Annotated in this window: 12 protein-coding genes; 7 read left to right on the forward strand and 5 right to left on the reverse strand. The window is 53.0% G+C overall.

Annotation, left to right across the window (positions count from 1 at the left end; genetic code table 11):
- From ACYCZJ_RS06970 to ACYCZJ_RS06980, 3 genes are all read right to left on the reverse strand, one after another.
- A partial coding sequence (locus ACYCZJ_RS06970) for a type IV pilus inner membrane component PilO (RefSeq protein ID WP_461553503.1) occupies positions 1 to 431 on the reverse strand: 431 nt, incomplete at its 3' end.
- The gene (locus ACYCZJ_RS06975) at positions 428 to 1012 is read right to left on the reverse strand and encodes a PilN domain-containing protein (protein ID WP_461553504.1); all 585 of its coding nucleotides are present in this window, start codon (positions 1010 to 1012) and stop codon (positions 428 to 430) included. The genes ACYCZJ_RS06975 and ACYCZJ_RS06970, both read right to left, overlap by 4 nt.
- On the reverse strand, positions 1009 to 2085 hold the full coding sequence (locus ACYCZJ_RS06980; protein WP_461553505.1) for a pilus assembly protein PilM: 1077 nt from the start codon (positions 2083 to 2085) through the stop codon (positions 1009 to 1011). The genes ACYCZJ_RS06975 and ACYCZJ_RS06980 overlap by 4 nt, the downstream gene beginning before the upstream one ends.
- Positions 2086 to 2293: 208 nt before the next feature.
- Between ACYCZJ_RS06980 and ACYCZJ_RS06985 the strand changes: the two genes are divergently transcribed.
- The 7 genes from ACYCZJ_RS06985 (at position 2294) to prsT (ACYCZJ_RS07015) (ending at position 16218) form a co-directional block, all read left to right on the forward strand.
- Positions 2294 to 4624 (forward strand): penicillin-binding protein 1A, encoded by a 2331-nt coding sequence (locus tag ACYCZJ_RS06985; protein ID WP_461553506.1) that lies wholly within the window; start codon positions 2294 to 2296, stop codon positions 4622 to 4624.
- Positions 4625 to 4629: 5 nt separating this feature from the next.
- Positions 4630 to 5250, forward strand: coding sequence for a nucleotidyltransferase domain-containing protein (locus tag ACYCZJ_RS06990; protein WP_461553507.1), 621 nt, complete (start codon positions 4630 to 4632; stop codon positions 5248 to 5250).
- Positions 5251 to 5518: 268 nt separating this feature from the next.
- Complete coding sequence (locus ACYCZJ_RS06995; protein ID WP_461553508.1) at positions 5519 to 6913, forward strand: TIGR03013 family XrtA/PEP-CTERM system glycosyltransferase; 1395 nt, start codon at positions 5519 to 5521, stop codon at positions 6911 to 6913.
- Positions 6914 to 6930: 17 nt separating this feature from the next.
- Positions 6931 to 9030, forward strand: coding sequence for an XrtA/PEP-CTERM system histidine kinase PrsK (prsK, locus tag ACYCZJ_RS07000; RefSeq protein ID WP_461553509.1), 2100 nt, complete (start codon positions 6931 to 6933; stop codon positions 9028 to 9030).
- Positions 9027 to 10379, forward strand: a complete 1353-nt coding sequence (prsR, locus tag ACYCZJ_RS07005; RefSeq protein ID WP_461553510.1) for a PEP-CTERM-box response regulator transcription factor — start codon at positions 9027 to 9029, stop codon at positions 10377 to 10379. Before prsK ends, prsR begins: the two co-directional genes overlap by 4 nt.
- A 236-nt stretch (positions 10380 to 10615) precedes the next feature.
- A complete protein-coding gene (gene prsT, locus ACYCZJ_RS07010) occupies positions 10616 to 13396 on the forward strand; it encodes an XrtA/PEP-CTERM system TPR-repeat protein PrsT (RefSeq protein ID WP_461553511.1) in 2781 nt (926 codons plus the stop codon).
- Positions 13397 to 13431: 35 nt separating this feature from the next.
- Positions 13432 to 16218 carry an XrtA/PEP-CTERM system TPR-repeat protein PrsT gene (gene prsT, locus ACYCZJ_RS07015; protein ID WP_461553512.1) on the forward strand — a complete coding sequence of 929 codons (2787 nt, stop codon included), beginning with the start codon at positions 13432 to 13434 and terminating at the stop codon, positions 16216 to 16218.
- A gap of 346 nt (positions 16219 to 16564) precedes the next feature.
- Here the strand turns inward: prsT (ACYCZJ_RS07015) and ACYCZJ_RS07020 are convergent, their stop codons facing one another.
- Together ACYCZJ_RS07020 and ACYCZJ_RS07025 are read right to left on the reverse strand one after the other, a co-directional pair.
- Positions 16565 to 17347, reverse strand: coding sequence for a PEP-CTERM sorting domain-containing protein (locus tag ACYCZJ_RS07020; protein ID WP_461553513.1), 783 nt, complete (start codon positions 17345 to 17347; stop codon positions 16565 to 16567).
- 239 nt (positions 17348 to 17586) lie between these two features.
- Complete coding sequence (locus ACYCZJ_RS07025) at positions 17587 to 18669, reverse strand: nitroreductase family protein (RefSeq protein WP_461553514.1); 1083 nt, start codon at positions 18667 to 18669, stop codon at positions 17587 to 17589.
- Between the last annotated feature and the right edge of the window lies 1 nt (position 18670).

Consider the following 18670-nt stretch of genomic DNA (forward strand, 5'->3'; position numbering starts at 1 on the left):
GTGCCGGTCAACCGCACGTTGATAGGCAATTCGGCATAAAAATCACCAATTTTCTCTGTGCCTGGCTTGAACAATTCGAATTGCAATCCTCGCCCCAGACCCGCCTGATTGATATCGGTCAGTAACGCGTCCATCTCCGACTTGTTGGGTAATTGCTTGAGCAATGCCCCAAACGAATGCTCAATGTCCTTGAGTTGCTGTTTGTAGGCATCCAGATTGATGGCCTGGCGTTTTTTGTTCATGAAGGTGTCACGCAGGGACATTTCTTCCTGCCTGGCAGTATTCAACGCATCGAGTTGACTACTCCAGCCAAACCAGTAACCGGCAAAAACGATCACCACAAACAGCACCGCCAAGATCACAACCTTAACACCCATTTGGGCATTAGCCAGATCCTTGAGATTGAGATTATTCAGATCATCTAGTGTCATGGTTTTCCACCATTTTTGGCTTTGTCATCTAGACTGCCTTGTGGCTGTTTCTGCTGCACATTGAGATTGAATTCATTGGCGCGCAGACCCTGTACGGTTGCGGCATGAATCTCGATGAGGGTAGGTGATTCCAGCCATGGGGAGGCTTCCAGGTTACGCATTAGGCTGGAAACGCGCGCACTGGACTGGGCATAACCTTGCAGATTGATAGTACTGCCGGTTTGCTTGATGGATTTCAGGTAGAGGCCTTCAGGCAATAGCCGAACTAACTGATCAAGCAGATGCACTTCATTGGATCTGTTGGTTTGCAGGGTTTCCACCGCCTGCTTGCGCGCCAGCAATGCACGCGTTTGTTCCTTGAGTCCTTTGATTGCCGCGATATCTTTATCAAGTTTGGCAATTTCGGTTTTTAAATAAGCATTGCGATCTGTCTGGGTATTGAGGCGTGCATCCAGCGCCAAATAACCCAGAACAACAACCGCGATGCCGAGCAGGGCGACTGACCCCAGCAAAAGCGTGAATTGACGTTGGCGTGCAGCACGTTTGACTTCGCGGTGCGGGAGAAGGTTGATGCGTATCATGCCGGGTCAAACCTCCTCATCGCCAGCCCGCAGGCCACTATCAATGCGGGCGCATCGAGCGCCAGCCGGCCTGGCTGCACTTTGTTTGAAACAGCCATATTGGCAAACGGATTGGCAACCATGGTGCTGGCCTGGGTACGTCCGGCGACGGTTTCATCCAGACCCGGGATGGCCGCACAACCCCCTGCAAGCACAATGTGATCAACCTTGCTATATGGTGTAGAAGTACAGAATAGTTGTAATGCGCGACTGATTTCCAGGGCAACGGTATCGGTAAACGGTTCCAGCACTTCTGGCTCGTAGCTTTCCGGCAGTCCCCCGCCACGTTTGGCTTTTTCGGCTTCCTCAATCGACATGCCGTAGCGACGCTGGATTTCCTGCGTCAACTGATTGCCGCCAAATGACTGTTCGCGTTGGTACATCATTTGCCCATCAACGAACACCATGATATGCATGGTCGACGCTCCAATATCGATCAGCGCGACAGTTTGTGCGCGGCCGTTGTCGGGCAACATGTGTGTCATGGCTTCATAAGCAGTCTGGCTGGCGTTTGATTCCATATCCATCACCAGCACTTTGAGTCCGGCTGCTTCTGCGGCAGCTACGCGATCCTCTACTTTTTCCTTGCGACTGGCGGCAAGCAGCACTTCTACTTCGCCCGGATTATTAGGGGCCGGACCCAGTATTTGGAAATCCAGGTTCACTTCATCCAGCGCGAACGGGATGGACTGGTTGGCCTCGGCCTCCACCTGGGCTTCCAATTCGATCTCGGGCAAATCGGCAGGCAGAATAATCTTTTTGGTAATGACGGCTGCGGCCGGTAACGCCAGGGCAATATGCTTGGCGCGGCTACCCATGTCTTTCCAGGCACGCCGGATAGCTTCGGCTACTTCATCCAGTTTTGCGATATTCCCATCGACCACGGCCTCTTTCGGCAATGGTTCGATTGTATAGCGCTCAATGCGATACAGACCCTTCCCTGCATCGCAAACTTCCACCATCTTGATGGCGCTGGTACTGATATCAACACCAATCAGAGGGGGAGACTTCGCTTTGAAGAAATCGAACTGCAATGGAAATCCCTTTTTTAATGTAATAGTTAGGAACTAAATACACAATTCACGTTAAATGCTAACAACAAGTTTATATACTGTAAAGGTTTTTGCTTATCCTGCATAACGAACCATTGTCTATGCAGTCGTGTTTATCTTGGGTACTGATAACGCCTATAATGTCGGGAACTTTAGATTTCTCACCCAAGTTTTTTTATTGATCCCAAAAATGTTCAAATCCCGTTGGCACTACTTCATCGCTGCGCTCGTCACTTTTTTTCTACTTCTCGCTGCTTTGGGAGCCCTTACGGCGATACTGATATATCCCAACTTGCCCAGCCTGGACAGGCTTACGGATTACCGCCCCAAAGTGCCCATGCGCGTGTATACGGCGGATAACTCGCTGATTGCCGAATTCGGCGAGCAGCGTCGCATTGTGGTCAGCCTCGCCAATATTCCGCATTTCGTGCCGCAAGCCATTCTGGCCGCAGAAGATGAGCGCTTTTATCAACATGGGGGGGTGGATACCTTGGGCATATTGCGTGCAGCAATAAGCAATGTGGTTTCTGGTGGTGCCAAAGAGGGCGCGTCGACTATTACCATGCAGGTCGCACGGAATTTCTTTCTGTCGCGGGAAAAAACTTTTACGCGCAAACTGAACGAAGCGATGCTTTCTATCAAAATAGAACATAGCCTGACCAAAGATCAAATTCTCACACTCTATATCAATCAAATTTACCTTGGTCAGCGCGCATATGGCTTCGGCGCTGCTTCTTACGCTTATTTCGGCAAGCCGCTACAGAAAATCAGTATTGCCGAAGCGGCCATGCTGGCAGGGCTGCCCAAGGCGCCATCACGCTATAACCCGGTAGTCAATTTCGAGCGCGCACGTCAACGTCAGCTTTATGTCCTACATCGCATGCACGTACTTAAATACATTACTGACGCGCAATACGAGCAAGCAAAAAACCAGCATCTGGACATTCGCAGCGCACAATTGAGCACGAAAAATGTCAGTGCCGATTATGTTGCCGAGATGGTGAGGCAAGCCATGTACGAGCGCTATCAGGATGATATTTACACCAGCGGCATGAAGGTATATACCACGATACGCAAACGCGATCAGGATGCTGCCGATCAGGCATTATGGCAGGGTGTAATGGATTACGATCAGCGCCACGGCTATCGCGGCGTGGAAGGGACTGCCAAGTTACCTGAAGACGCCCAGTTGACCGATACAGCACTGGATGACGCGCTGGAAAATTTGAGCGTTATTCATAATTTGCAACCCGCCGTGGTCCTGGCCGCGAATCCTAAATCGGTGAGCGCCTACGCCAAGGATGCGGGCAGGATTACCATTTCCGGCGAAGGGCTCAAGTTTGCCCATCGCGCGCTGACGGGCGGTCTTTCCGCCAAGCTCGATATCCGCCGCGGCGCCGTGATCCGCGTAGAAAAAAACGCCAAGGACAATACCTGGAGCATTGTTCAGATACCCAATGTAGAGGCTGCGTTTATTTCGATTGACCCGAAAACCGGCGCAATACTGTCACTCGTTGGGGGGTTTGATTACAACCTCAACAAGTTTAACCATGTAACCCAGGCCTGGCGTCAACCAGGCTCCAGTTTCAAGCCATTCATTTATTCGGCCGCACTGGAGAAAGGTTTTACTGCAGCCACACTGGTGGAAGATACGCCGCTCACAATCCCGGCCGCACAAGCCGGAGGTGTCGAATGGACTCCGAAAAACTATGAAAACACTTATTCCGGCATCGTCAGCGTACGCGAGGCGCTGACCAAATCACTCAACCTGCCTACCATTCGGATTCTGCAAGCGATTGGGCCTATTTACGCACGTGATTACATCAAGCGGTTTGGCTTCGATCCTGCGCGCCAGCCCCCTTACCTCACGCTGGCACTGGGCGCAGGTTCGGTCACACCGCTGCAGATGGCCACGGGTTATACTGCATTTGCCAATGGCGGCAAGATAGCCACGCCCTATCTGATTACCCGTGTCGTAGATCAGCAAGGCCGGGTACTCAGCCAGACCACGCCGGAAAAACCGCGTCAGGTCATTGATCCCCGCAATGCATTTATCATGACCAGCCTGATGCAAAGTGTCGTGCGGCACGGTACTGCCGCCAGCGCCATGCGGCTCGGGCGCAGTGATCTGGCGGGTAAAACAGGCACCACCAATGACCAGTTTGATGCATGGTTTACCGGCTACCAACCCAATGTTGTGGGCGTGGCCTGGGTGGGATTTGATCAACCACGCACGCTTGGCAGGGGTGAAACTGGTGCCAGAGCTGCATTGCCGATCTGGATGAAATACATGGGAACGGTATTACGCAACGTGCCACAAACCGGATATACCGTGCCCGATGGCATCGTCACGGCCACCATTAACCCACTCACCGGCTTGCCGGTTGCCAATGGCGAGCAAGGCTACAACGAATATTTTTATCAGGAGACCGTGCCAGTGCTCACCACCGCACCCGTCATGCCGGAAATGGTACCGGCCACGCCTGGTGTTCAGCAACCCGACGCCAATCCGATGCTTTAGCCCCCATGAGTAGCCGACATAATCAGCTGCGCGAACGCGTGGCGCAGCTGGCTGCGCAATTGATGGCTGAGCACGGCATTCAGGATTTCGGTCTGGCCAAACGCAAGGCCGCGCGCCAGATGGGCGTGGAGGATGGCTATAATTTGCCGGGCAATCAGGAAATCGAGCTGGCGCTCAAATCGTATCAGGCGCTCTACCATGGCGACTCACATCCGGCACGACTGCGCTTGCTGCGAGAAATTGCGCTGGATACCATGCGCATGCTCACCGATTATCACCCCTATTTAACCGGTTCGGTACTGAATGGCACCGCAGGACCGCACTCCGATATCAATCTGCAGCTATTTACCGACAACGAAAAAGAATTCGAGCTGTATTTAATGCAACGCAACATCCCGTTCAAACAGGGCCAGCGTCAGGTACATCGACAAGGGGGGGTCAAAAATATCCCCAGCTTTACGCTTAATCTGGACTCGGCAGATGTGGAGATTGCCATTTACCCTGAAGATGAATTGCGTAGTGTGCCGCGCGGCCAAGGTGACGGGCGTACGCTAAAACGCGCCAAATTGGCGCAAGTACAGGCCCTGCTAGGCGACGCAAGGCCCGCTTTACCTGCCATTGAATAGCACCATACTGGCATACCTGAATCCCGGCACCCCACACAAGCAAAGTGTCAAAAATTCCGACATACAGTTGAGAACACGACTCCAGACCGCTAGACTCTTGTCCGCAACAAGCTTATCAGGCTCCCCGGACACGCCATGACGGCACAAAACATCTGTCATATCAGTAACTGGCACGCATCCTGCGTAACCAATCCGGGCAACCTGGATAATCACAAGAAAAAACATCTGCGCAATCCAAACAGGACTACCCGAGGGTAACAGGCACGACATGATCCGATTTTTCAGACATTACATACCCGCCAACCTGATCTTGATCATGGGACTGGATATTGCGGTCATGGTTGCGTCCATCTACCTGGGGATCTCCGTGCGTTTCATGGAGAGTGAGGGCAACCTGCCGTCTTCGCTGGGCCCGATACTACCCAAAGCCAGCTCATTCGCACTGGTAATGATATTGATTATGACCATCTTCGGCATGTACAGTGACGAATGGATGGCTGGTGCGCGCGCAGTGACGCTCCGTATCACCGCGAGTTTCGCAACGGGCTTCGTGGTCATGAGCCTGCTTTTTTATCTGTTCCCGGACATGCTCCTGGGGCGGGGCGCATTTTTGTTTTCTCTGCTGTTTGCGCTGATCGGCGTCACAATTACGCGCATTGCGTTCATTAAATGGTCCAATCTGGATGCCTTCAAGAAACGCGTACTGGTTCTTGGGAGCGGTAGTCGTGCTGCCAAAGTGGATCACCTGATCCAGTCAATGTCGTCGACGCGCAGCGTACAGATCATTGGTTACCTGCCTTTGCAGGGCAGCCACCATTATGTAGAGCATTCACGCGTCATCCATGACAACTCAGGGCTTGGTGAAATCGTCACCAAATACAATATCCACGAAATCGTCATTGCGGTACGCGACCGCCGTGATGGCGGCCTCCCGGTAAGTGAACTGCTGGAATGCAAACTGCGCGGTATCAACATCATCGAATTATCGTCGTTCTTCGAGCGCGAAAATGGCCAGTTACAACTGGAATCGCTTAACGCCAGCTGGATCATCCTGTCGGAAGGCTTTAAACAGGGATTGGCGCGCGACACCGTTAAACGCATTTTTGATCTGGTGGTAAGTCTGGTTATCGTACTGATTTCGCTGCCCGCCATGGTGCTGACGGCACTGGCAATCTATCTGGAAAGTGGCGGCCCGGTATTGTATCGCCAGGAGCGCGTGGGGCAACATGGAAAACCATTCACCATCATGAAGTTTCGCAGCATGCGCAACGACGCTGAACAGGATGGCAAGCCGCGCTGGGCGGATAAAGACGATGACCGAACCACGCGGGTCGGACGTTTTATCCGGCGCGTGCGCCTGGACGAGCTGCCGCAATTATTTAACGTATTTATGGGGCACATGAGCTTCGTAGGTCCTCGACCCGAACGCCCCTATTTCGTCAATGAGCTGACGCGCCAGCTTCCCTATTACAACAGCCGCCATACCGTCAAGCCCGGCATTACCGGCTGGGCGCAAGTGTGTTACGCATACGGTGCCAGCGTTGAAGATGCCGTAGAAAAATTGCAATATGATCTGTATTACGTAAAAAACCATACCTTATTTCTCGACATGATGGTCTTGTTCCAGACAGTACAGGTTGTACTCCGGGGCAAGGGTCAGTAACCACAGCGGCTACTCACATGAATGCCGCCTTGATCAGCTACGGTTTCGCGTCTGTTGCATTTGCGGCGCTGAGCACCATGGCGGTGCGCGGTGAAAATCGCACCAGCGTATTCATGGCCGCCAGTCTGTTAACTGCATTCTGGGCCGGACTGGCGGCACTGGATGCCTACTATGGCCAACCCATCGCGCCGCTTACTGCGATAGTCGAGTTGCTGCGTGACGCGGCATGGCTATATTTCCTGTTTGACCTCGTCACTCAACGCCAGGGCATGCCGCCTAAAACATTATTCATTTTGCGCTTGGCGAGATATGTAGCGCTCATTTACTGCGCGCTGTTAATAATCCGCATCATGGCTGGCGTGTCAGGTATTTTTCCTGTCACCAGTGGATTATCAATACTGGATACCCTGCTTGGCGGTGCCGTCAGCCGTGTCATCCTGGCGGTACTCGGCATGGCGCTGGTCGAACAGTTGTTCCGCAATACCCGCAGCGAAGATCGCTGGAGCATCAAATACCTGTGCTTTGGCCTGGGGGGCATGCTGGCCTATGATTTTTATCTATACTCGGATGCCATGCTGTTTCAACATATTGATGCTGAAATCTGGGCCGGGCGCGGTATTGTCAATGCACTGTCCGTCCCGTTGATCGCCATTTCCGCCAAACGCAATCCCAACTGGGATTTGCGCGTGACCGTATCGCGGCGGCTGTTTTTCCATACTGCCGCCCTGCTCGGCGCCGGTGTGTATCTGCTGATCATGGCAGGCGCCGGCTATTACATCCGCACCTTCGGGGGGGAATGGAGCAGTATCCTGCAAGCAGCATTCCTGTTCGGCGCCTTCGTGATCCTGCTGTCCATTCTGTTTTCCGGCACGTTACGGGCACGGGTACGTGTGTTTTTTAGCAAGAATTTTTTCAGTTACACCTACGATTATCGTGACGAATGGCTCAATTTCACGCGCATCCTGTCGCAGGGGGATTCTGGCGAACAGTTGTGCACACGTGCCATTCAGGCAGTCGCAGGGTTGGTTGAGAGTCCGTCCGGCGCGTTATGGCTAGCTCGCGAACCGCATCGGTTCACCCGCATCGTGAGCTGGAACCTGCAGAATGCCGATGGCGAAGAACCCGTTGGTGGTGCGCTGGCAGAATTTCTCACCCAGCGCGAATGGGTAATCAATCTGGATGAATACCGGAACCGGCCCGATCTCTATGAAGATCTGCAGCTGCCGCCCTGGCTCAACGCCATACCCGATGCATGGCTGGTTGCGCCATTACTGGTACGCGATAAATTGATCGGCTTCATGATTATCGGCCACTCGCTGGGAAAAATTTCCTTCGATTGGGAGGTTAGCGATCTGATCAAGACGGCCGCGCGCCAGGCCGCCGCCAACCTGGCCCAAATGGAGGCTGCAGAAGCGCTCACCGTGGCACGCCAGTTCGAATCTTTCAATCGCATGGCGGCATTTGTTGTACATGACTTGAAAAATCTTATCGCCCAGCAGTCCTTGCTGGTATCCAATGCGGATAAATACAAACACAACCCGGAATTTGTGGACGATATGATCAGCACCGTGGAAAGCTCGGTAACACGCATGGATCGCTTGCTACAACAACTGAACAGCAGTCAGCCGGCCATACTGGCCGAACGCAAAATAGAACTGGGGAAATTACTTGCCGAAATCATCGGTGAAAAGCATGTTTACCGCCTCAAACCCGCGCTGCAATTGGATGAAGCTTCAATCGAGGTAGGTGCCGATCACGAACGCCTCAAACGTGTACTGGGCCATATTCTGCAAAACGCGCTGGAAGCCACCCCTTACGATGGCCGCATTGAAATCCGGTTGTCACGCAAGGAAAACGATGCGGTCATTGAAATTGCCGACTCCGGTTGCGGCATGGATAGCGTCTTCATCCGTGAACGCCTGTTCCGCCCATTTGATTCCACCAAAGGTTCCGGCATGGGTATTGGCGCCTACGAATGCCGCGAATACATTCTCGAGTTGGGCGGCAAAATCGACGTCACCAGCACCCTCGGGCAAGGCACCACTTTTGATATTCATATTCCGCTGGCAACAACCCGGCAACCAATAAGTAATCAGATGCAAGGAGAAATCGCGTGAGCGATCATAAACCCACACTGCTCGTCGTCGAAGATGATCCCGGACTGCAAAAACAAATACGCTGGAGCCTGGATGGTTACGACATACAGCTGGCTGCCGACCGCGAAACGGCGCTCAATCAGATCCGCCGCTTTGAACCTGCTGTCGTACTGCTCGACCTCGGCCTGCCGCCTTTCCCTGACAGCGCTGAAGAAGGCCTTGCAACCTTGCAACAGATCCTGTCCATCGCACCTTCCACCAAAATAATCGTGGTGACAGGCAACCAGGATCGCGCCAACGCCGTCAAGGCCATCAGTCTGGGTGCCTACGATTTTTACCATAAGCCATTTGATCCGCAAATTCTGGACATGATCATCGCGCGCGCCTTCCGCGTACATGGTCTTGAACAGGAAAACCGCGCGCTTCAGCAACAACGGCCGGGTGAAGTGATGCATGGCATCATCACCAGCGCACCGAGCATGATTCAGGTATGCCACACTGTGGAAAAAGTCGCTCCTTCCGACGCCACGGTGCTGCTCTTGGGCGAATCCGGTACCGGCAAGGAATTACTGGCACGTGCCTTGCACCAGCTTTCCAACCGGGCCGGTGAACGCTTTGTCGCCATCAACTGTGCGGCCATACCTGAGGCCTTGCTCGAATCGGAGTTGTTCGGTTATGAAAAAGGGGCGTTTACGGGTGCCGCCAAGCAAACGATCGGCAAAATCGAATATGCCGGTAAAGGTACTTTGTTTCTTGATGAGATCGGTGACTTGCCGCAACCCTTACAGGCCAAGCTGTTACGTTTTTTGCAGGAACGTGTGATCGAACGCCTGGGCGGCCGTGGCGAAGTTCCTGTGGATGTGCGGGTCATCGGCGCCACCCACCAGAACCTGGAAAACCTGATTCAGAACGGCAGTTTCCGCCAGGATTTGTATTATCGCCTGAGTGAGATCAGTGTAATGATCCCGCCACTGCGCGACCGGCAAGGTGATGCCGCCCTGCTCGCCCATGCTTTCCTGGAGAAATTCAGCGCCCAGCAAAATCGCGTTCTGAAAGGCTTTACGGCTGATGCCATCGAAACCATCGAGACCTACGCATGGCCCGGCAATGTGCGTGAAATGGAAAATGTTATCAAACGTGCCGTGATCATGGCCGAGGGTGCGCAAATTACTGCACATGACCTGGGCTTGAATACCGGCAATACCGAATCGGAACCGCTGAATCTACGCCAGGTAAGAGAAGAAGCCGACCGGCGCGCCGTAATTCGCGCTTTGGGGCGCACCAATGGCAATATCGTACAGGCCGCGGAGCTATTGGGCGTAAGTCGCCCGACCTTATATGACTTGATTAATCGCTGCGGCCTGAAATAGACCTTCGGGGTGTATCCTCCAGATGGCCGATAACACTGTTTGATGGCGCGTGGTAGCATGATCCCAGGTTTTATAGCGATAGAATGGGCGCGTCGCGATTTGCCTGATGTTCTGTCGATCGGGTTCTATATTAACCGGGCGTTAAGTTTGTGGACTGCCCCAAAACCATAGAACCCTCATTTGCAACAAAGCATATGACGCCATCATAAAATAAAAAACTCCAGGAGATACCGCACGTGACTGCTATATTCCGTCTTCCTATTGCACTGCTGGTGGCACTCCTCGCTACTACCGCCTGCGGTGATTCCGCTTCCAAGTACTTGTCCGAAGCCAAGCAATTACAAGCGAAAGGTGACGACAAAGCCGCCATTATCCAGTTCAAAAACGCGCTGCAAAAAGACGACCAGAACGCTGAGGCACGCTATCTGCTGGGAATAGCTTACAACCATAGCGGCAATTACGCCTCTGCCGAAAAAGAGCTGCGCCGCGCACGCGCTGCCGGGTACGCACCCGACAAGGTGCTTGTTGCGCTGGCAGATGCGCTCCTTGGTCAAGGCACTTTTCAGCGGGTAATCGATGAAATCACCCTGCCTCCAGGTGCTTCCGGATCGTTCCAGGCACGCATCCTCGTGGCACGTGGCAATGCCGAACTGGGTTTGAATGAACCCGACAAAGCCGGCAAAACATTCAATGAAGCACTCAAAGCGGCGCCCGACGCCTCGGCCCATCTGGGATTGGCGCGCGTTGCTGCGGCCAAAGGCCGTCTGGATGACGCGCTCAGCGAAGCGGACAGCGCCTTAAAGCTTGCGCCCACCGATCGGGATGCCTTGCTAATGAAGGCCGACCTGCTGCGCCTGAAAAACCAGCCTGATGCTGCACTTGCGGCTTACCGTGGCGCGTTAAAAAAAGACCCCGCTGACGCCACTGCCCACCTCAGCATAGCCTCGATTTATCTGGAAAAAAACAAGATCGCGGAAGCCCGGCAGGAGATTGATGCGGCCCGCGAACTCAGTCCCAACAATCTTGCCGTACGCTATATGCAGGCCCTGATCGATTTCCGTGAGGGCAAACTCGATGCAGCACGGGATAATCTGCAGGAATTACTCAAATCCGCGCCTGAATATCCACCCGGCCTATTGTTGGCCGCTGCGGTCAATTACGCACAGGGCTCCTATGAGCAGGCCGTGAGTCAACTTGGCAAAGTACTCGAAAAAGCGCCGACTCACGCTTACGCTCGCCAACTGCTTGCCGCTACACAGGCGAAATTGGGCCAATATGCGCAAGCACTGGCAACCCTGCAACCACTCCAACCCGAGCAATCAAACAACCCCCAGATTTTGTCTCTGGCAGCCGACCTCTACCTGCGTACCAACGAATTCAGCAAAGCCAGACAGCTGCTTGAAAAAGCCGCTGCTATTGACCCCAGGAACGCAGCCATCCGCACCGGTTTAGGCGTGAGCCGCCTCGCCAGCGGCGATACTGATCGCGCGCTGGCTGATCTCGAGTCCGCCGCGACCCTGGATACGGGAGCCGGCACGCACAAGGCCGATACGTTGCTGATCCTCACGCTATTGCACGACAAACAATACGATCGCGCCCTGCAGGCCATCGCAGCGCTGGACAAAAAACAACCCGATAATCCGATCACTTACAATTTGCGTGGCGGTGCCTATCTGGGCAAAAAAGATATGACCAATGCGCGTAAAAGTTTCGAGCAGGCGCTGGCAATCAAACCGGATTTTTTTCCGGCTGCCGCCAATCTCGCCCAACTCGACCTGCAAGCCAACAATCCAGCCGCCGCACGCAAGCGTTTCGAAACCCTGCTCCAGCACGATGCCAACAACACACAAGCAATGCTGGCACTGGCTCAGCTATCTGCCCGGGCAGGCCAGGAAAAGGACTACCTGAGCTGGCTGGAGCGGGCCGCCAAATCTGCGCCAGATGCGTTGCAGCCGCACCTGCTCCTGGCTGATTACTATCTGCGCAAAAACGACTTCTCCAAAGCCTTGTTGCTGGCAAGAGAGGCCCGCACCGCCAATCCCGGCAATCCCGCTGCGCTCGACATGCTGGGCAGCGCTCAATTGGCGACAGGTGATAAAGACAACGCCCTGGCCAGCTTTCAAAAATTGACTGAAATGGTGCCGCAGTCACCCATGGCCCAACTCCGGCTCGCCAATGCACAGCTCACACTCAAACAAACCGATCGTGCACGAGCCTCACTGAACCGCGCACTCCAGCTCAAACCCGATTTTCTCGACGCTCAGACTGCGCTGATCAGCCTCGATGCGCAAAGCGGGCACTACGATCAGGCCATTCAAATGGCGCACCAGGTGCAGCACCAACTACCGCGTGTCCCTGCGGGCTGGGTATTGGAAGGCGACACGCTGTTGATGCAAAAGCAGCCTGCACAGGCACTCAAAAAATACGAAACAGCCTGGCACCTGCAAAACAGTGGGCCGCTGGCGATCAAGCTCTACAATGCCAAACTCTTGTCAGGCAAGCCTGCCGAGGCAGACGCAGGGTTGCTCGATTGGCTCAAGCAACACCCGGATGACGCAGCAAGCCGTGCCTATTTGGCACAGAGTGTCATGGAGCGTGGCAACTACAAGCTGGCCAATACTCACTACGCCAAATTACTGGAAAAATCACCCAACAATATTTTGCTCCTCAATAATTACGCATGGAGCCTGCAGCACGCTGGTGACACGCGTGCCCTGGATTATGCCGAACGCGCCTACAAGCTTGCACCGGACAACACCGCCATTATGGATACGCTGGCTGAAATACTGGTAAGCCGCGGTCAAACCCAACGTGCTCTGCAACTACTTCAGAAAGCGCTATCCAAAGTGCCTGACAACACTGAAATCGCATACCACTATGTCCAGGCGCTGGCAAAATCCGGCGACACTGCCCGTGCACGCAGCGAACTTGAACGACTGCTCGCTAGCGGAGCCGCATTTCCACACGAGTCCGAGGCGCGTACGCTACTCAAGCAACTGCAAGGCAAGGCAAATTAACTACCGAGATTCAAGAATCTTTTCAGGGAACGAACATGATACTTAAACCATTCCAGTCGGCTTTGATCCTTGCATTATTAACCACGTCCACCCTGCAAGGCTGCGACCATAACGCCAACTTGACCGAGCAACAACTCATCCAGCGCGCCAAGGATTTTGAGGATAAAGGCGACACCAAAGCAGGAATTATTGAGCTAAAAAGCGCACTCCAGAAAAATCCTAATAGCCCGCAAGCAAGGTTGCTACTCGGACAAATTTATCTTAAGGACAGCATGGGTGCAGAAGCTGAAAGCGAACTTCAGAAAGCCCAAAAACTTGGTGTAGACGAAGAAACCATCAAACCATTGCTAGGCGAGGCCTTGCTAATGATGGGAAAATACGATCGAGTGCTAGCCGAAATCCAGCCAGGTGACAAAACAACCAAGCAGAATCTGGCGCGCATTTATCAAATGCGTGGCGAAGCATTGCTAAAAACAGGTAAATTACAGGAAGCGTGTCATCTGTTTCAGCAGTCACTCGATACCGACAACCAGAACCCTCCTACCTATTGGGGTCTGGCACAATGTGCTGTTGCTGATAAAGACATGAACAAAGCCAAAGCATTGCTCAATACCGCATTGAAAATTAATGCCAGGATGGCTAAATCGTGGCTTTATATGGGCGATTTTGAACAATTAAATAACAATTCCCAAGCGGCGCTTGCTGCGTACTCAAATGCTGTAAAAACTGATCCGAATAGTCTAGAAGCTCTCAGCAAGCACGCGACTCTTAATATTGCCATTGGTCAGTTAGACACTGCCAAAACAGACATAAAAAAAATCAGTTCGCTTGCCCCGCATTCCCTGCTTGCCAATTACTCTCAGGCATTACTGTCCTTCAAGAAGGATGACTTTTCTGCTGCGCGTTCCTCACTTCAGGAAGCCCTACAGATTGCTCCGGATTACCTACCCAGCCTTCTGTTGTCTGGTGCTGTAAATTATTCAATGGGCTCGTATGAACAAGCAGCAAGCCAACTTAACAAAGTGCTTGATAAAGTACCTGGCAACCCGTATGCACGTAAATTACTTGCTGCCACACAAGTCAAACTTGGTTTAGATCAGCAGGCCTTAGCAACTTTACAACCGCTACTGGCGGAACAATCCGATGACACTGAATTGCTGACACTCGCAGCCAATATATATTTTCACGCCAAAGAATATGTCAAAGCCAACCAAATGCTGGAAAAAGCTGCTGCTATTGATCCAAAAAATGCCGCGATCCGTACCGGCTTAGGAGTCAGCTTGCTTGCCAGTGGCAAAACCGAGCGCGCACTGGCAGATCTCCAATCTGCCTCAGCGTTGAACGTCGGACCAGACGCTTACAAGGCAAACACGCTGCTTGTCATGACATTGCTTCGGGACAAGCAATTCGACCGTGCCCTGCAAGCCATAGACGATCTGGACAAGAAACAACCAAATAGCCCGCTCACCTATAATTTCCGTGGGGGTGCCTACCTCGGAAAAAATGATCTACTCAATGCCCGCAAAAATTTCGAGCAAGCGCTGGCAATCAACCCGGGGTTTTTCCCCGCTGCAGCCAATCTGGCGCAGCTTGATCTGCAGGCGAAAAATCCTACTGCTGCCCGCAAACGTTTCGAGAGCATCCTCAATGCAGACAAGAATAATTTGCAGGCCATGATGGCCCTGGCCGAACTGGCCTCCATCAGCAAACAGGAAAAGGACTATGCCGGCTGGCTGGGAAAAGCGGTCAAATCACACCCTGAAGCCATCCCCCCACGCACAGCCCTCACGCGTTATTACCTTACCAAAAACGAGCCCCAGAAAGCGCTGGCATTGGCAAATGATGCTGTAAATGCCAACCCGGACAACCCTGACGCGCTTAACTTGTTGGGTGCCACACAAATGTCCACTAAGGACATGGTTGGCGCAATCATCACCTACACAAAGCTGGTCGGCAAAGGGAAACCTTCCGCCGAAGCGTACTGGCATCTGGCAATTGCCCAACTCGCAAACAAAAACCATAATGAAGCTCGCAGTACATTGCAGGCGGGGATCCAACTTGATTCAGGCAACATACAAATACTGGACACCTTGCTGGGTTTGAACCTGGCTGAGAAGAAATTTGATCCCGCCTTGCAGATTGCCCGGCAAATCGAAGCAAAGCATCCTGAGATGCCCTTGGGTTATGAACGTGAAGCTGACATTCTGGTTGCGCAGAAGCAGTTGCCCCAAGCCATCAAGGCTTATACGCAAGCACTGAAAAAAGGCGCAGGATCCACGGTATTTATCAAGCTTTTGAATACTCAATTTGACTCCGGGGCTATCAAAGTAGCGGAGCAGAGTCTTCGCGACTGGCTCAAACAACATCCCGGCGACAACGCCGTGCGCGCTTACACTGCCGAATACTACATGAGCACGGGTCGAAACAAAGACGCCATTACCGAATACCTGGAAATCCAGAAACAGGCGCCTAACAACGCCTCAATCCTCAACAACCTTGCCAACTTGTTTCTACTCGAAAAAGATACCCGTGCACTGCCAACCGCAGAGCAAGCTTTCAAAGCTTCACCAGACAGCCCTGCGATACAGGACACTCTAGGCTGGATACTTGTGACGCAAGGCCAGACTGCGCGCGGCTTGGATCTATTACGCAAGGCCCTGGCCAAAATGCCCGACGAACCCAACGTGCGCTATCATTACGCAACGGCTTTAGCTAACAGCGGAGATAAGGCCAAGGCCCGCCAGGAACTGAGTAAACTGCTTGCAGATCATCCGAAATTTAAGGAGGCTGCGGCAGCCAGGAAATTATTAATTACCCTGTAAACACAACATATCCAGTGCGTTGCCTTGCCTCATCCTGGAACATGTTTACAAATTCAGGCTTTTGTAGCCGCTGATTAGCTCGATTGTTGTAGCGTTTGAGAAACTAACACCTGGTGCACCGCATCGGGCGTTTGCATTCTAGGGTGGGTGTGGCCGCTCATGGCTGCAAGTGTCGGTTACCTTGCCCGATGACGATTGCAGCCCGTTCAATGCGTTTGGGTTTTGGCCGCTAAGAATTTGTTTCAAACGAGCCCGCACAAATAGAAAAGCCCCATGTTTCCATGGGGCTTAATCCTGATGCTACGAATGTAGTAGCGTTTAAACGCTACTCGTCGGGCTTCAGCTGTTACGCTTTGCGACGGCGGACCGAAGCAGCCAGGCCGACCAGTCCCAGACCGATCAAAGCCAGCGAACCAGGCTCTGGAACCGACATACGGTATTGACCGTTGTTCGAAAGGAACAGGTCAGTAGTATTGTTTGCGACGATCGTAGCCGGCACATCGGGATTGAATGCGCTGTTATATGCGCTTATCAATGCAGGGGTAACTGTACGAGTACCGTTGGCAAGAGATATCACGTTGGTTGTCGCAAAACCAAAAACCAAGTTAGTCGATACAAGGGTAGACAAATCGGCCATACCACTGTTGAAGAAGTAACCGGGTGCAAGATTGGTCGCTTGGAAAACCAGTGACACAGTACCATTCGGCAGCGTGCTGTTTGCAATCAGGTTGGCGCTACCAGTTTGCAGGACAAATGCCCCGATCTGGGTTGCACCCGAAAAAATATTCAGTGTGCCACCAGGGGTAAATGTCAATTGGCCACCCGTGGTACCGGTACCCGATCCAAGAAAGTAAGAAGCCAAATTAGGGCTGAGCGGAGTTACTGAATCGGCCAATACAGACAGAAAGGAGCCAGCTTCATTGAAGGAAAAAGCCGTGGCAGTACTGAAAGTGTTGTGAACATACGCATTGCCATTCAGATCGACGTAATCTTGAACAAGGACAGGCGCATTGCCGCCAGCACCATCGGTATCCAGATACCAGTTGGTCAGCGTGGCATTTGCCGAACCTGCAACAGCCAGGCCGGATACTAATGCCAAGGCCGTAAGAGTACTTTTAATTGCTTTCATGATAAATCTCCGTAAGCGACGTGAAAAAATTTGGTCTGATGCGATCAGTAAGCTTTTTCTCGAAGTCGCATCGAACGTAGCCTCTATTAAGCACGACCCATGCCAGCCAAAAATATTATTAATAATACATATACAATACAAATAGTTGAGAACATTCATGCCACGATTTTCCGTTTTTTAAATCCAATAAAAAGAATTGTTGTAAGAATTCTCGACAGATAAAAAATGAGGTGCGTGATTCAGCCATCTTTCAACATCAGGGCGTCAATCTTTTTGCGCGTCGATCTCGCCCAAGGTCCAGGCCCCGCCCCAATTCGTCCCATGAAGAATACCCGCTCAACCCTCTCGGCTCCGAGTAAGCCACCCAAGCGTTCATTCAACCGTCCCACCTGCGTCAGTGCGGCTTGCGTCCGGGTAAAGATCAAGCCCTGGCGGTGGTAACGGGTAAAGATCACCGGCGTCATTTCCGGCTGGATCAACCAGTCCAGGCGGGTTGCAGTCAGCCAGAAGCGCTGCATGGCGTGACCGGCAGCGATGTAATCGTCCACGGAAATGGGCGGCGCGGGAGCAATCAGTGCAAAATGCGCACCACAGCGCAGGCCGGGAAGCAGGTCTAACTGTAGCCGTGGTGGCAGATGTCCCAAAAGATAGGTGTTAAAAAATTCGACACGCGCCCAACTCGTCATGACCCAGCGCATGAAACGCGCCGTCAGCAGATCAACGCCAACCGCCTGGCCGGGGATCTTGTCGGTGCTGAACCGGGCTCCCCATTCAATGACGGACTTGTGGACCGCGTAGGCTTCGGGGATGGTGAGGCGCACCTTGGCGTTGTCGAACATGAACCTGGCCAGGCGCCAACGCTGGGCGAAACCTTCGTACCAGACCACGGAATAGCCCTCAGGCAAGGAACCTGCAAGGGCCTGCTTTTGCTCAGCACTCAGGGGCCGGGTGGACATGGGGCGGCGTTGGACCACGCGCGTTTCAATGCAGGGCAACAGGAGGTCGGGCGCCATGCCCGCTTCTGGCCGGAAACGCACATCGAACAGCAAGTGGGTTTCCGGCGTATCGGAGCGGCGCTGGATGGTGGCTGAGCGCCCCGTGGCGCTGGCGGCGATGACGATGGTTTCCAGCACGGCGCCGATGGCCAATTGGCTTGCATGACCATCCAGGTCATACACCACATGATCACGTGTATCGAAACCATGCACCAAAATATGTTCGTCACCGAGAATCTCGAAACGCCATGGTTGAGTATTATCGCCACTCGGTGCCCAGCGAGCCAGATTCAGGATGCGTTCGAGGTGTTGCGCGATGGCATTCATC

The sequence above is a fragment of the Sulfuriferula sp. genome, from assembly GCF_054605375.1.

What these genes read in the sequence shown, in the direction of transcription:
- ACYCZJ_RS06985 (WP_461553506.1), top strand. Translation starts at nt 2,294, where the DNA reads ATGTTCAAATCCCGTTGGCACTACTTCATCGCTGCGCTCGTCACTTTT.
- ACYCZJ_RS07025 (WP_461553514.1), bottom strand. Translation starts at nt 18,669, where the DNA reads ATGAATGCCATCGCGCAACACCTCGAACGCATCCTGAATCTGGCTCGC.
- ACYCZJ_RS07020 (WP_461553513.1), bottom strand. Translation starts at nt 17,347, where the DNA reads ATGAAAGCAATTAAAAGTACTCTTACGGCCTTGGCATTAGTATCCGGC.
- ACYCZJ_RS06995 (WP_461553508.1), top strand. Translation starts at nt 5,519, where the DNA reads ATGATCCGATTTTTCAGACATTACATACCCGCCAACCTGATCTTGATC.
- prsK (WP_461553509.1), top strand. Translation starts at nt 6,931, where the DNA reads ATGAATGCCGCCTTGATCAGCTACGGTTTCGCGTCTGTTGCATTTGCG.
- ACYCZJ_RS06990 (WP_461553507.1), top strand. Translation starts at nt 4,630, where the DNA reads ATGAGTAGCCGACATAATCAGCTGCGCGAACGCGTGGCGCAGCTGGCT.
- ACYCZJ_RS06975 (WP_461553504.1), bottom strand. Translation starts at nt 1,012, where the DNA reads ATGATACGCATCAACCTTCTCCCGCACCGCGAAGTCAAACGTGCTGCA.
- prsT (WP_461553512.1), top strand. Translation starts at nt 13,432, where the DNA reads ATGATACTTAAACCATTCCAGTCGGCTTTGATCCTTGCATTATTAACC.